Here is a 13,750-nt window from a genome sequence, read left to right on the forward strand (position 1 = left end):
CGTCCGCTCGACGCGCCCAAAGCCTACGGAGCGACCGCACCCATGAAGTGGGAAACCGTCATCGGTCTCGAGATCCACGCGCAGCTCGCGACCCGCACCAAGATCTTCTCCGGCGCGCCGACCGCCTACGGCGCCGAGCCGAACACCCAGGCCTGTCCGGTGGACCTCGGCATGCCCGGGGTGCTGCCGGTGCTCAACCGCGAGGTGGTGCGCATGGCCATCAAGTTCGGCCTGGCCGTCGGGGCGCGCATCGCGCCGCGGTCGGTCTTTGCGCGCAAGAACTACTTCTACCCCGATCTGCCCAAGGGTTATCAGATCTCGCAGTACGACCTGCCCATCGTCGAGGGTGGTCAGCTGGACATCGAACTCGAGGACGGCGTCGGCAAGCGCATCGGCATCACCCGTGCCCACCTCGAGGAGGATGCCGGCAAGTCCCTGCATGAGGATTTCCACGGCATGACCGGGGTGGATCTCAACCGCGCGGGGACGCCGCTGATGGAGATCGTCTCGGAACCGGATCTGCGCTCGCCGGCCGAGGCCGCCGCCTACATGAAGAAGCTCCACGCCCTGGTGCGCTACCTGGAGATCTGCGACGGCAACATGCAGGAAGGCTCCTTCCGCTGCGACGCCAACGTCTCGGTGCGTCCGGCCGGGCAGCAAGCCTTCGGCACCCGCGCCGAACTCAAGAACCTCAACTCCTTTCGCTTCGTCGAGCGGGCCCTCGAGTACGAAGTCGAGCGGCAGATCGATCTGCTCGAGTCCGGCGGTGAAGTCGTCCAGGAAACCCGCCTCTACGACGTCGACAAGGGCGTCACCCGCTCCATGCGCACCAAGGAGGAGGCCAACGACTACCGCTACTTCCCGGAGCCGGACCTGCTCCCCGTGGAGGTGGACTCGGCGCTGGTCGAAGAGGTGCGCGAGACCCTGCCCGAACTGCCGGACGAGAAGCGCCGGCGCTTCGAGGAGGAGTACGGCCTGCCGGCCTACGACGCCGGCGTGCTGACCGCCACCCGGGACATGGCCGATTACTTCGAGCACGCGGTCAGCGAGTCCGGCGGCTTCGCCAAGCGCACTGCCAACCTGCTGATGAGCGAGCTGCTCGCCTACCTCAACAAGGATGGTCGGGAGATCGGCGACTCGCCGGTCACCCCGGAGATGCTCGGCAAGCTGGTGGCCCGGGTCGAGGACGAGACCCTCTCGAGCCGTGGCGCCAAGGATGTCTTCGAGGCCATGTGGGCCGGCGAGGGCGAGCCGGACGAGGTGATCGAGAGTAAGGGCCTCAAGCAGGTCACCGACACCTCGGCCATCGAGGCCCTAGTCGACGAGGCCATCGCCAACAACCCGAAGCAGCTCGAGCAGTACCGTGCGGGCAAGGAGAAGCTCTTCGGCTTCTTCGTCGGGCAGGTCATGAAGGCCTCCGGCGGCAAGGCCAACCCGCAGCAGGTCAACGAGCTACTCAAGAGAAAGCTGGACGGATCGTGAGCGACGCCAGTCAACGCTTCATCTTCGAGAACGCGGACGTACGCGGCGAGATCGTGCAGCTGGATCAGGTGTTCGCCGCCGTTCGTGAGCACCACGACTACCCGCCGGCGGTGGCGCGTCTACTCGGCGAAGCCATGGCTGCGGCGGCGCTGATGTGTGCCACCATCCGCTCCGACGGTGTGCTCAGCCTCCAGGTCGAGGGGGGCGAGGGCGCGGCGGTGTCCATGCTGCTGGCCCAGGTGGACGCCTCCGACGGGACCCTCCGCGGAACCGCCCGTTACGAGGGCGAACCCGCCCGCGGCGGCCTCGCCGAGCTGTGCGCCGGCGGCCGCCTGGCCATCACCATCGAGCCGGAGGAGGGACAGCGCTATCAGGGCGTAGTCGGCATCGATGACGGTGGTCTGGCGGCCACGCTGGAAGCCTACTTCCGGGATTCCGAGCAGCTGCCCACCCGCTTGCACCTGGCCTGCGACGGCCGGCGGGCCGGTGGGCTGCTGCACCAGCGGCTGCCCGCCAGTGGCGGCACGCAGCCCACCGAGGCGGATCCCGACGCCTGGGATCGCATCGGCTACCTGGCCGAGACGCTGACCGATCGCGAGCTGCTCGAGCGGCCGGCGCACGATGTCCTGCACCGGCTTTTCCATCAGGAGACCGTGCGCGTCTTCGAGCCGCGCACGCTCGCCTTCCGGTGTCGCTGCTCGGCCGGCCGCATCGCCTCCATCCTCCGCGGTCTCGGCCGCGAGGAGGTCGAGCAGGTGCTCGCCGAGGAGGGTGTGGTCGAGGTGCGCTGCCAGTTCTGCGGCGCCACCTACAGCTACGACCGGGTCGATGTGGCGCAGGTGCTCAGCGACGCCAACGCTGCCCCGGGCAGCGATAGCTACCACTGACTGGGGTCTACGCCGCGTCGGCGCAGACCGGGCAGTGGGGGTCGGCGTTCACGGTCAGTGTGCGCAGGCGCATGCGCAGGGCGTCGATCAGCAGCAGGCGGCCGAAGAGGGGGTCGCCGGCGCCGGAGAGGATCTTGATCGCCTCCACCGCCTCGAGGGTCCCTGCCACGCCGGGCAGGGGGCCGAGCACCCCGCTTTCGCTGCAGGTCAGCTGCGGTTCATCCCCTTCGGCGTAGATGCAGCGGTAGCAGGGTCGTCCGCCGGGGCGGAAGGCGGTGACCTGCAACTCCCAACGGATCACCGCGGCACTGACCAGCGGCCGCTGTGCCGCCACGCAGGCGGCGTTGAGGGCGAAGCGGGTGGCGAAGTTGTCGGTGGCGTCGATGACCACGTCGGCAGCGGCCACCTCAGCGCTCAGGCGCCCGCCCTCGAGGTGCTCCTGCAGCGGCGAGAGGGTGATCTCCGGGTTGCGAGCGGCGACGGCCCGCGCCGCTGAGGTCGCTTTGGGCTGGCCGATGGCGTCGTGGCGGTGGGCGATCTGGCGCTGCAGGTTGGACAGGTCCACGGTGTCGTCATCGGCGATGCGCAGTTCGCCCACCCCGGCGGCCCCGAGGTAGAGGGCCAGCGGCGAGCCCAGCCCGCCGGCGCCCACGATCAGCGCCCGGCTGCCGGCCAGGCGCTGCTGCCCGGCAATATCGAGCTCCGGCAGCATGATCTGCCGGCTGTAGCGCAGCAGCTGCTCGTCGTTCACGGTCGTCTCCCCAGCGTCAGTCGCTCGAGTCCGGCCAGGTCGCGCTCGGTGCGCACCTGTTCCAGCCCGGCGGCGGCGAACAGCCCGCGCACGGCCTCGCCCTGGGCAGCGCCGTGCTCGAGCATCAGCCAGCCGCCCCGGGCCAGCTCTCCGGCAGCCGGTGCAAGCAGGCTGCGGATAGCTGCCAGCCCGTCGCAGCCGGCGGCCAGCGCCTCGCGCGGCTCGTGCCCGAGGCCGCCGTTGGTCCACTCCGGAGCGGTGGTCTCGACGTAAGGTGGGTTGCTGGCGATGACCTGGAAGGGGCCGGCCGGCACCCCCTCGTCCCAGTCACCGGCGATCAGCTCCACGCTCGTCAGTCCCAGGCGTTGCCGGTTCTCCCGCGCCACGGCCAGGGCAGCCTCGCTGCGCTCGGTGGCGGTGATCCGGGCGTCGGGGCGTTCGCTGGCCACCGCCAGGGCGACGGCGCCGCTGCCGGTGCCCAGCTCGAGCAGGCTGCCCCCGGCGGGCAGGCAAGCCAGGGCCTGCTCGACCAGGTGTTCGGTCTCGGGGCGGGGCACAAGGACTGCCGGGGTCACCGTCAGCGACAGGTCGCGGAACTCGCAGCGGCGCAGCAGGTAGGCCGCGGGCTCACCGGCGGCCCGACGGGTGAGCAGGTTCCGGTAGGCGTCGATGGTCGCGGTGGGGACCGGGCGCTCGGGGAAGGCGAACAGGTGGCTGCGGCCGACACCGAGGACCTCGGCGAGAAGCAGCTCGGCATCAAGCCGCGCCGACGCGCTCGACGCCCGCAGCGCATCGATGCCCTCGCGCAGCGCCTGGCCGATGCTCCGCCCTGCCTCGCTCACCGGCCCTCCCGCAGGGGTCTCGCCGCTCAGCCGCGCCCGGCGGTGGCGCCCGGGATGCTGCGCTCTTCGAGCATCACCGGGATGCCGTCATCCACCCGGTAGATACGGCTGCCGTTGTCGGTGATCAGGCCCTCGTCCAGTGGTGCGTCCACCACCGTGTCGTCCAGGTAGCGGGCCTGCCCCTCGGCGATGTGGCGATTGAGCGCCTCCAGCTCCTGCGCCGAGAGCGGCTGCAGGGGGCGCTTGGTGATCGGGCAGCAGAGGATGTCGAGTAGTTTGCGATCCATGGACGGGAGTATACCACTCTCAAGGTTCCTGCTGGCCTGCCGTTGGAACAGGGTGAGGCCTATGGCAAACGAGCAGCGGGGAGAGTGCAATGCCGGGATGGTGTGGCGATGTGTCCGGTGCCTGGCTCGAGGCCCCCGAGAGCATCCCGGGTGTGCCAGAGGAGACCGAGCGGCGCTGTTCCTTCTGCGGGCACGATGAGCAGGTCGCCGGGCCGCTGATCGGCGGCGAGGCGGCGTTTATCTGCGAGCACTGCATCGCCAGCTGCAACGAAGCGCTGGAGGCCGATCGCGAGCGCCGGCAGCAGCGGATCCTCGCCTCCCTGCCGGTGCCCCGGTCGCTGCGCCGCTATCTGGATCACTACGTCGTCGGTCAGGAGCAGGCCAAGAAGGTCCTCTCGGTCGCCGTCTACAACCACTACAAACGCCTGGTCGCTGCCGCCCGCGGCGAGTCGGTGCAGCTGGGCAAGAGCAACATCCTGCTTGTCGGCCCCAGCGGCACCGGCAAGAGCCACCTGGCCGAGTGCCTGGCGCGCTGCGTCGAGGTCCCCTTCGTGAGCGTTGACGCCACCACGCTGACCGCCTCCGGCTACGCCGGCGAGGATGTCGAAGCGGTGATCGGGCGGCTGCTCGCGGCCTGTGACGCCGATCCGGAGCGGGCTGCGCGGGGCATTGTCTACATCGACGAGATCGACAAGCTCGCCGCCCGGGGTGGGGTCGAAGGCGGACCCGATTTGGCCGGCGAGGGGGCGCAGCAGGCGTTGCTCAAGCTGCTCGAAGGGCGCCGGGTGACGGTCTCCAGCGCCGGGTGCCAGGGCAGCCCGGTTACCGTCGATACCGGCCAGATCCTGTTCATCTGCGGCGGCGCCTTCGAGGGCCTGGAGGCCCTCGCCGCCGAGCGCCCGGGTGCGGGTTTCACCGCTGCCGCCACTGGCCCGGCGGCGCCCATGGCCCATCGCGCCGCTGCGCTGCAGCGTTTCGGCCTGGTCCCCGAGCTGGTTGGTCGCCTGCCGGTGGTCGAGTGCCTGCAGCCGCTATCCACCGAGCACTTAATCCGTATCCTGACCGAGCCGCGCAACGCCCTAATCCGTCAATACCAGCTCCTGTTCGCCCGCGACGGCTGTGAGCTCGAGATCACCGCCGACGGCCTTGAGGCGGTGGCGCGGCGGGCGCAGGCGCGGGGCACCGGGGCCCGCGCCCTGCGTGCAGTGCTCGAGGAGGTGCTCCTCGAGCCGATGTTCTCCGTCCCCGCTGCCGGCGGCGAGGTGGTGCGGCTGGTCATCGACGCCGCCGCCGTGCACGGCGGTTCGCCCGGCTACTACTGGCGGGCCGCGGTGCGGCACGCGGTCTAAAGCTCCTTGATGGTCTGAGTCAAGCGCGATTACTATTGATCGGCTAGCCATTCACCACCCGCCGGCGGGCGGGGCGACTCGAGACCGACATGCAAGAGAGCGATAACGTCAACGACGTCAACGTAGCCAACGGTGAGCGTCTTCCGACTCCGGCTGAGATCAAGGCCGAGGTCCCGCTGACGGATGCCGCCCGGCAGACCGTGCTGGAGGGGCGTCAGGCCCTGCGGGATATCCTCGATGGCAAGGATCAGCGCGTGTTCGCCGTGGTCGGGCCGTGCTCCATCCACGACCCCGAGGCGGCGCTCGACTATGCGCGGCGGCTCAAGGCGCTGCACGATGAGCTCAGCGACTACATCTACGTGGTCATGCGGGTGTATTTCGAGAAGCCGCGTACCACCACGGGCTGGAAGGGCCTGATCAACGATCCGGATATGGACGACTCGTTCCGGATTGACAAGGGTCTGCGCATGGGGCGCGAGCTGCTGCGCGAGATCGCCGCCATGGGGTTGCCCACGGCCACCGAGGCCCTCGACCCCTACGCGCCGCAGTATTACGGCGATATGGTCTCTTGGACCGCCATCGGCGCCCGCACCACGGAGTCCCAGACCCACCGCGAGCTGGCCAGCGGCCTCTCCACTCCGGTGGGGTTCAAGAACGCCACCGACGGCAGCCAGACGGTGGCGATCAACGCCCTGCAATCGGCAGCGTCGCCCCACAGCTTCCTGGGCATCGATCAGGAGGGGCGCATCACGGTCATCCGGACGCGCGGCAACCAGTACGGCCATGTCGTGCTGCGCGGCGGCTCGCAGCCGAACTACGACTCGGTGAGCATCCGCCTTTGCGAGCAGGCTCTGGAGAAGGCCGGCATGCCGCAGCGCGTGGTGGTCGACTGCAGCCACTCCAATTCCAACAAGGACCCGGCGCTGCAGTCGATGGTCCTCGAGGATGTCATCCGTCAGATCCGCGAGGGCAACCGCTCGATCGTCGGGGTGATGCTCGAGAGCAATATCGGATGGGGCAGCCAGAAGCTCGGTGCCGACCCGGGCACGCTGGACTACGGGGTGTCCATCACCGATGCTTGCATCGACTGGGAGACCACCGAACAGGTCCTCCGGGAGGCCGCAGGGCAGCTGCGCGGCAGCCTGCGCGAGCGCGCACTGCTGTAGTTGACTCTGCGCAAATGCTGATGTATTTCTCTCGGGCTAGTGCTCTGGCGAGCACAGCCCGAGCGCTTCGCTGAGGGCGGCGAGGGCCGCAAAGGGAGGAGGACGCGGTATGGCTCCGACGAGACACGCGATGCCGGTCAAGGGCTTTGAGCCGTATCAGGCCGGCGAGACCGAAGAGTACATGAGCGACGAGCAGCTGGAGCACTTCCGACAGCTGCTTCTGGCGTGGAAGCGCGAACTCCAGGAGGAGGTGGAGCGCACCGTTCACCACATGCGCGACGACGCCAACAACCACGCCGACCCGTCGGACCGGGCGACCCAGGAGGAAGAGTTTGCCCTGGAGCTGCGGGCCCGGGACCGGGAGCGCAAGCTGATCCGCAAGATCGATCAGGCGCTGGAGAGCATCCGCACGGGCGACTACGGCTACTGCGAGCAGTGCGGGGTCGAGATCGGCCTGCGTCGGCTTGAGGCGCGCCCGACAGCGACCATGTGCATCGACTGCAAGTCGCTGGAGGAGATCCGCGAGCGCCAGCGCGTGGCCTAGATCACGCGCTGCGCCGCGGTTTTATCAGCCGGAGTCCTCGGCGATCTCGGCGAGGGCTTCGGCCTGGTGCTCCTGGATCAGTCCATCCAGGAGTTCATCCATCCCCCCTTCCATGATCTGCTCGATCTTGTAGAGCGTAAGCCCGATGCGGTGGTCCGTCACCCGGCCCTGCGGGAAATTGTAGGTCCGGATCCGCTCTGAGCGATCCCCCGACCCCACCGCCAGGCGGCGCTGTTCGCTGCGCTCCGACTGCTGCCGGGCCCGCTCCTGCTCGTTGAGGCGCGCCTGGAGCAGCGCCATCGCCTTGGCGCGGTTCTTGTTTTGCGAACGCTCGTCCTGGCACTCCACCACCAGCCCGCTGGGCAGGTGGGTGATGCGTACGGCCGAGTCGGTGGTGTTGACGTGCTGGCCGCCGGCGCCCGACGAGCGGAAGGTATCCACCCGCAGGTCGGCGGTGTTGATCTCGATGCCGCTGACCTCGTCGAGTTCGGGCAGGATGGCCACCGTGCACGCCGAGGTGTGGATCCGCCCCTGGGACTCGGTGGCTGGTACCCGCTGGACGCGGTGGGCGCCGGACTCGAACTTGAGGCGGGCGTAGACGCTTCGCCCGCTGACCCGGGCAATGACCTCGCGGTAGCCGCCATGCTCGCCCTCGCGGGCGGAGAGGATCTCGGTCTTCCAGCCCTGGCGCTCGGCGTAGCGCAGGTACATGCGCAGCAGGTCGCCGGCGAACAGCGCGGCTTCGTCGCCGCCGGTACCGGCGCGCACCTCGAGGAAGACGTTGCGCTGGTCGTCGGGGTCGGTGGGCACCAGATGCCGTTGTAGCCGGCCCTCGAGTTCCTCGAGCCGATGGCGCGCCTCGTCGGCCTCCTCCTCGGCCATGGCGCGGATCTCGGCGTCGCTGTCGTCGAGCATCGCCTCCGCGTTGGCGACCGCATCGGCCGCCTCGCGGTAGGCGTTCAGGTCCTGGACGACGGGTTCCAGCCGGGCGTATTCGCGGGAAAGTTCGGCAAATTTCGACGGGTCGCCGACGACATCAGGATCCGCCAGCTGCGCGCCGATCTCCTCGTGCCGTTCCGCCATCCGCTCCAGCTTGTTGCGAATCGTCGCCTTCACTAGACCTCTCTACCAGCTGTTGGTCGATGGCCAGGGTCTCCAGTGCGTGCTGGATCCGCGTGCGGTCGCCGCTGGCGGCGGCGGCCCGCAGGCCAACGGTGGGGGCGTGGACCAGCCGCCGGGTGAGCGTGTGGGTCAACCACTCGATCACCTCAAAGGGGTCCTCGCCGCGGGAGAGCTGCCGCGCCGCCTGCGCCCGGGTGGCGCGGGCGTAGCTCTCGGCCCGGTTGCGGAACGAACGGATCGCCTCGCCGGCGTCGCGGGCGCGGCGCCACTCGAGATAGTGCCGGACCTGTTGCTCGACGATGGCCTCGGCCTGGGTCGCGGCGTCCTGGCGCGAGCGCATGTTCTCGGCCACTACCCCGCGCAGGTCGTCCACCGTGTAGAGGTAGACGTCGTCCATTTCGCCGGCCTCGGGCTCGATGTCCCGCGGTACCGCCAGGTCGAGCATGAACATCGGCTTGTGCCGGCGCGCGCGTACCGCCCGCTCGACCGTGCCCTTGCCGAGGATGGGTAATGAGCTGCCTGTCGAGGATACCACCACGTCGGCCTCGGGGAGACGGCGCGGCAGGTCGTTGAGGCTCATGGCCTCGCCGTCGTGGGCTTCGGCCAGTCGTTTGGCGCGCTCGACGTTGCGGTTGGCGACGAGCACCTGGCCAATCCCCTGCTGTGCCAGGTGGCGGGCGACCAGCTCGATGGTCTCGCCGGCGCCGACCAGCACCGCGGTGCGCTTGGGGAAGTCGTCGAAGATCTGCTTGGCCATGGTCACGGCGGCGAAGGCCACCGAGATCGGGTTGGAGCCGATGTCGGTGTCGGTGCGCACCTGCTTCGCCACCGAGAAGGCGTGCTGGAACAGGCGCTCGAGCACCGCGCCGAGGCAGCCGGCGCTGGCCGCCTTGTGGTAGGCGTCCTTGACCTGGCCGAGGATCTGCGGCTCGCCGAGGACGAGGGAGTCGAGCCCCGCCGAGACCCGCATCAGGTGGCGCATGGCCTCGGTGCTGCGGCGAACGTAAAGGTGGGGCCGGACCTTGCGCAGATCCACCCGCTGGTGGCGGGTCAGCCAGCCAATGACCACCTCGGGGTCCGTATGCGGCAGCCGGATGTAGATCTCGGTGCGATTGCAGGTGGAGAGGATTGCCACCTCGTCGGCACCGGTCTCGCTGCGGGCGCTCTGCAGGGCGTCCCCGAGGGCCTCGGCGTTGAACGCCAGGCTCTCACGGACTGCTACTGGCGCACTATCGTGATTGAGTCCAATTGCAAATAATGGCATGAGACTGGCGTCATTAGGCTTCGTTAGGGCACCATCAGGCGTCAACCCGGATTATTACGAAATGCGGACGCTTCGGTAAAGCGTCTCGCCCACGGAAAAAATGCCCGATCCGATCGAATTCTCCAGGGGCGGCCGCTGTCCGGCGTTTCGCCGCCTGCGGCCTGGTGTCGCGCTGGCCGTCTGCGCCCTGGTCGTCGGGTGTGCCGGCCCCCAGCCCGATACCGATCCCCCCGCTGAAGCGCCGACGGCTGCCCTGGCCCCTGAGGCCGAGCCGTGGGAGCCCTCGCCACGGGATGAGGCCATCCGCCATGTGCTAGCTGCAGAGATCGCGGTGCGCCGGGATCGGCTGGACCAGGCCCTGAGCCACTACGCCCGGGCCATGGCAGTCAGCCGCGACGAGCGCGTGGCCGAACGGGCGGTGCAGCTGAGCTTTGTCCTCGAAGAGGAGGGCGTGGCCCGCGAGGCCGCCGAGCGCTGGCGGGAGCTTGCCCCGGAGCGGGTCGAGGCCCATCAGCTGCTCGGCCTGCTGGCCCTGCGCAGGGGTGACGAGACTGCCGCGCGCGAAGAGCTGGAGAAGACCATCGAGCGCTGGCCGGGGACAGCGGGACAGGCCTTCCTGCAGCTCGGCATGCTCCTCGGGCATGGGGCCGACGCCGAAGCGGCTGCACGCGTGCTGGCCGAGCTGGCCGAGGTCCACGCCGACGTGCCAGAGGCGCACCGGGTTCTGGCCGCGGCGGCGGAGCGGGCCGGCGATGACGACAAGGCGGTGGCGGCGGCCGCGCGGGCCTTCGAGCTCGCGCCAGCGGATCGCGAGGCCGGGGCGACCCTGCTGCGGGTTGCCTTCCAGGCCGGGCACGCCGGCGCCCTGGAGACCGACGACGCGCTGGCGCACCTGGAGCGGGTGCGCGAGACGCAGCCGGCGCTGACGTCGCGCACGGCGCTGCTGGAGGGGCACCTGCTGCGCGAGGCCGGACGACCGGAGGCAGCGCTGGGCGCGTACCAGCGCGGGCTGGAGGCGGACGGCGACGATCAGGACCTCTTATACGGGCGCGGGTTGGTGCGTGCGGAGACCGGGGATGTGGACGGCGCCGTGGAGGATCTGCGTCGGGTCCTCGAGGCAGATCCGGGCGACGCCCACGCCCAGAACGCCCTGGGCTACACCCTGGTCGATGCCGAGCGCGATCTGGCCGAGGCCCGCGAGCTGATCGAGCGCGCGCTGCAGCAGGAGCCGGACAACGCCGCCTTCCTCGACAGCAAGGGCTGGCTGCTCTACCGAGAGGGAGATCCGGAGGCCGCGCTGGACTATCTGCGCCGCGCCTTCGAGAAGGAGCCCCACGGCGAGATCGGTGCCCACCTGGGCGAGGTGCTCTGGGAGCTCGGCGAGCGAGAGCAGGCGCGCCAGGTTTGGCGCCGGGCGCTGGACGCCGAACGCGGCCGACGGGTTCTGGAGCGGACGTTGGAGGATTACGAGGTGGATCTGGATGACGAGTAGATGGGGGGCGCGGCTGCTTGCCGGGCTGCTGGCGGTCGGAGTGCTTTCGGGCTGCGCGCTGCTCGTCCCCGAGGACGAGCGGCAGGCGCATTACGAGGCGTTCCTGGAGGAGCGCGCCGAGCTGCGCGACTGGTCGGTGAGGGGGCGCGCCGCCCTGCGCGCCGACGGCGAGGCGGTCAGCCTCTCCCTGCGCTGGCAGCAGCGGGGCGAGTCCTACACCATCAACCTCTCCGGGCCCTTCGGGGCCGGTGCCGTGCGCATCGAAGGCCAGCCGGGTCAGGTGACCCTGCGCGACGGCGCCGGGCAGAGTGCCACGGCGCAGAGCCCGGAGGATCTGCTGGCCGCGCAGACCGGCCACCGGCTGCCGGTGACTGCACTGCGCGACTGGATCGTTGGCCGTCCGGCCGCGGGCCTGGGGGTGGACGAGCTGAGTCTGGATCGCGCCGGTCGGCCGGACCGGCTGGAGCAGGCCGGCTGGGAGGTGGACTTCCAGGGCTGGACCGAAGTGGACGGTATGGACCTGCCCAGCCGCGTGGATCTACATAGTGGCTCGACGCAGATGCGGGTGGCGCTGTCGGGGTGGAGTCGCGGGGATGGCTGAGTGGAGCGTGTGGCCGGCGCCGGCCAAGATCAACCTCTTCCTTCACGTCCTCGGTCGGCGCGCCGACGGTTACCACGAGCTGCAGACGGCTTTCCAGCTGCTCGACTATGGCGACCGCATCTGGTTGCGCCCGCGCTCCGACGGGTACATCGTGCGTTGCAGCGATCTGCCCGGGGTCGCCCCGGAGGACGACCTGACCGTGCGCGCCGCTCACGCGCTGCAGGTGGCCACCGACTGCGGGTACGGCGCGGATATCCATGTGGACAAACGCCTGCCGGCCGGGGGCGGGGTTGGCGGCGGCTCCTCGGACGCCGCCACGGTGCTCGTAGCCCTCAACCACTTGTGGCGGGCCGGGCTGGGCGAGGAGGCGCTCGCGGGCCTCGGTCTGGCCCTCGGCGCCGATGTGCCGGTGTTCGTCCGTGGGCGCAGTGCCTGGGGGGAAGGCGTGGGCGAGCACCTGCGACCGATGCCCGCCGAGCCGGGGGGCAACCGCTGGTACCTGGTGGTCGATCCGGGGGCGAGCATCTCCACCGCCGAAGTCTTTGGCGCACCGGAATTGACACGCGATACGTCTCCGGTCACAATAGCCGACCTTCGCGCCGGCGCCGTTCGCAACGACTGCGAGCCGGTGGTCCGGGGCCGCTGGGCGGCGGTGGCTGAAGCCCTCGAGTGGCTCGCCCGGCACGGCGACGCGCGAATGAGTGGCACCGGCAGCTGCTGTTTCGTCGGCTTCCAGGCCGAAGAGCCAGCGCAAGCTGCCCTAGAGCGCCTGCCCGGGAGGTGGTCCGGGTTCGTCGCTCGGGCCGTGGAACGGTCTCCGCTGCACACTGCGCTGGCGGCGGCGGCTCACCCCGGCTGACCTGTCAACAACTGGGGCGTAGCCAAGCGGTAAGGCACCGGTTTTTGGTACCGGGATTCGCAGGTTCGAATCCTGCCGCCCCAGCCATATCCGCTACACACCGAGTTGTAAGGTGGACGTCTAGCCGTGCAAGTAAACGGACCCATGATGGTCTTTGCGGGGAACTCCAACCCGCAACTGACGGAGGCCATTGCTGCCCATCTGAAGATCCGCCTCGGGCACGCGGTGGTCGGCCGTTTCAGCGACGACGAGATCATGGTGGAGGTCAACGAGCACGTCCGCGGCAAGGACGTCTTCGTCGTGCAGTCCACCTGTCAGCCGGCCAACGACAACCTCATGGAGTTGCTGGCGATCGTTGACGCGCTGCGCCGTTCCTCGGCCGCGCGCGTCACCGCGGTGATCCCGTACTTCGGCTACGCCCGGCAGGACCGGCGCCCGCGCTCTCAGCGCGTGCCCATCTCGGCCAAGCTGGTCGCGGACATGATGCAGGCTGCCGGCTACGACCGGGTGGTGACCGTGGATCTGCACGCCGATCAGATTCAGGGGTTCTTCAACATCCCCGTGGACAATGTCTACGCCTCGCCGATCCTGCTCGGTGACATCTGGCGTCAGCTCTACCCGCGCAAGGTGGTGGTCTCGCCGGATGTTGGCGGCGTGGTCCGGGCGCGGGCGGTGGCCAAGCGGCTCGACGATGCCGAGCTGGCCATCATCGACAAGCGCCGTCCACGGCCCAACGAGTCCTCGATCATGAACATCATCGGCGATGTGCAGGACAAGACCTGCATCATCGTCGACGACATCGTGGATACCGCCGGCACCCTTTGCCAGGCTGCCGGCGCCCTCAAGGAGCGGGGCGCACGCAAGGTGGTCGCGTACATCACCCACCCGGTGCTCTCGGGCAGCGCAGTGGATAAGATCGCGGCCTCCGAGCTCGACGAGCTGGTGGTCAGCGACAGCATCCCGCTCGGCGAGCAAGCGGCCGCGTGCCCGAAGATTCGACAACTGAGTATCGCGGAGATCCTCGCCGAGACGATGCGTCGGGTCAGCAACGACGAGTCGGTGAGCGAGCTCTTCGTGGAGTGATTCCCAACCAGGAGTGGAACC

At 69.5% G+C, this 13,750-nt stretch carries 14 protein-coding genes and 1 tRNA gene; 10 read left to right on the plus strand and 5 right to left on the minus strand.

What is annotated here, in order from left to right; translation table 11 throughout:
- Nucleotides 1-42 precede the first annotated feature (42 nt).
- Both gatB and LRG10_RS03420 read left to right on the plus strand, forming a co-directional pair.
- Nucleotides 43-1,482: an Asp-tRNA(Asn)/Glu-tRNA(Gln) amidotransferase subunit GatB gene (gene gatB / locus LRG10_RS03415; RefSeq protein ID WP_201169779.1), complete on the plus strand. Its 1,440-nt coding sequence runs from the start codon at nt 43-45 to the stop codon at nt 1,480-1,482.
- On the plus strand, nt 1,479-2,369 hold the full coding sequence (locus LRG10_RS03420; protein ID WP_201169778.1) for an Hsp33 family molecular chaperone HslO: 891 nt from the start codon (nt 1,479-1,481) through the stop codon (nt 2,367-2,369). Before gatB ends, LRG10_RS03420 begins: the two co-directional genes overlap by 4 nt.
- Nucleotides 2,370-2,376: 7 nt before the next feature.
- Here the strand turns inward: LRG10_RS03420 and LRG10_RS03425 are convergent, their stop codons facing one another.
- The 3 genes from LRG10_RS03425 to LRG10_RS03435 are packed head-to-tail and all read right to left on the minus strand — an operon-like array spanning nt 2,377 to nt 4,249.
- A complete protein-coding gene (locus tag LRG10_RS03425) occupies nt 2,377-3,120 on the minus strand; it encodes a molybdopterin-synthase adenylyltransferase MoeB (RefSeq protein ID WP_201169776.1) in 744 nt (247 codons plus the stop codon).
- Nucleotides 3,117-3,962, minus strand: coding sequence for a peptide chain release factor N(5)-glutamine methyltransferase (prmC, locus tag LRG10_RS03430; RefSeq protein WP_201169775.1), 846 nt, complete (start codon nt 3,960-3,962; stop codon nt 3,117-3,119). The genes LRG10_RS03425 and prmC overlap by 4 nt, the downstream gene beginning before the upstream one ends.
- 26 nt (nt 3,963-3,988) lie before the next feature.
- Nucleotides 3,989-4,249: a Trm112 family protein gene (locus tag LRG10_RS03435; RefSeq protein WP_201169773.1), complete on the minus strand. Its 261-nt coding sequence runs from the start codon at nt 4,247-4,249 to the stop codon at nt 3,989-3,991.
- An 89-nt stretch (nt 4,250-4,338) separates the two neighbouring features.
- Here LRG10_RS03435 and clpX point away from each other — a divergent pair, with 89 nt between their 5' ends.
- From clpX to dksA, 3 genes are all read left to right on the plus strand, one after another.
- Nucleotides 4,339-5,598 (plus strand): ATP-dependent Clp protease ATP-binding subunit ClpX, encoded by a 1,260-nt coding sequence (gene clpX, locus LRG10_RS03440; protein ID WP_201169771.1) that lies wholly within the window; start codon nt 4,339-4,341, stop codon nt 5,596-5,598.
- A gap of 89 nt (nt 5,599-5,687) precedes the next feature.
- Nucleotides 5,688-6,764 carry a 3-deoxy-7-phosphoheptulonate synthase gene (locus LRG10_RS03445; protein WP_238634711.1) on the plus strand — a complete coding sequence of 359 codons (1,077 nt, stop codon included), beginning with the start codon at nt 5,688-5,690 and terminating at the stop codon, nt 6,762-6,764.
- Nucleotides 6,765-6,873: 109 nt separating this feature from the next.
- Nucleotides 6,874-7,308, plus strand: coding sequence for an RNA polymerase-binding protein DksA (gene dksA / locus LRG10_RS03450; RefSeq protein ID WP_201169766.1), 435 nt, complete (start codon nt 6,874-6,876; stop codon nt 7,306-7,308).
- Nucleotides 7,309-7,332: 24 nt separating this feature from the next.
- Here the strand turns inward: dksA and prfA are convergent, their stop codons facing one another.
- Together prfA and hemA are read right to left on the minus strand one after the other, a co-directional pair.
- The gene (gene prfA, locus LRG10_RS03455) at nt 7,333-8,424 is read right to left on the minus strand and encodes a peptide chain release factor 1 (protein ID WP_201241898.1); all 1,092 of its coding nucleotides are present in this window, start codon (nt 8,422-8,424) and stop codon (nt 7,333-7,335) included.
- The gene (hemA, locus tag LRG10_RS03460; protein WP_201169763.1) at nt 8,345-9,694 is read right to left on the minus strand and encodes a glutamyl-tRNA reductase; all 1,350 of its coding nucleotides are present in this window, start codon (nt 9,692-9,694) and stop codon (nt 8,345-8,347) included. Before hemA ends, prfA begins: the two co-directional genes overlap by 80 nt.
- Nucleotides 9,695-9,794: 100 nt before the next feature.
- Between hemA and LRG10_RS03465 the strand changes: the two genes are divergently transcribed.
- The 5 genes from LRG10_RS03465 (at nt 9,795) to LRG10_RS03485 (ending at nt 13,729) form a co-directional block, all read left to right on the plus strand.
- On the plus strand, nt 9,795-11,186 hold the full coding sequence (locus tag LRG10_RS03465; RefSeq protein ID WP_238634712.1) for a tetratricopeptide repeat protein: 1,392 nt from the start codon (nt 9,795-9,797) through the stop codon (nt 11,184-11,186).
- Entirely contained in the window at nt 11,176-11,787 is a 612-nt protein-coding gene (lolB, locus tag LRG10_RS03470) for a lipoprotein insertase outer membrane protein LolB (RefSeq protein WP_201169761.1), read from the plus strand. The genes LRG10_RS03465 and lolB overlap by 11 nt, the downstream gene beginning before the upstream one ends.
- Nucleotides 11,780-12,646 carry a 4-(cytidine 5'-diphospho)-2-C-methyl-D-erythritol kinase gene (gene ispE / locus LRG10_RS03475; protein WP_238634713.1) on the plus strand — a complete coding sequence of 289 codons (867 nt, stop codon included), beginning with the start codon at nt 11,780-11,782 and terminating at the stop codon, nt 12,644-12,646. The genes lolB and ispE overlap by 8 nt, the downstream gene beginning before the upstream one ends.
- 12 nt (nt 12,647-12,658) lie before the next feature.
- A tRNA-Gln gene (locus LRG10_RS03480) sits at nt 12,659-12,733 on the plus strand.
- Nucleotides 12,734-12,790: 57 nt separating this feature from the next.
- Entirely contained in the window at nt 12,791-13,729 is a 939-nt protein-coding gene (locus LRG10_RS03485) for a ribose-phosphate diphosphokinase (protein WP_201169835.1), read from the plus strand.
- Nucleotides 13,730-13,750: the final 21 nt, after the last annotated feature.

Source organism: Halorhodospira sp. 9628, assembly GCF_022228075.1.
GTDB classification, from domain to species: Bacteria; Pseudomonadota; Gammaproteobacteria; order Nitrococcales; family Halorhodospiraceae; genus Halorhodospira; species Halorhodospira halophila_A.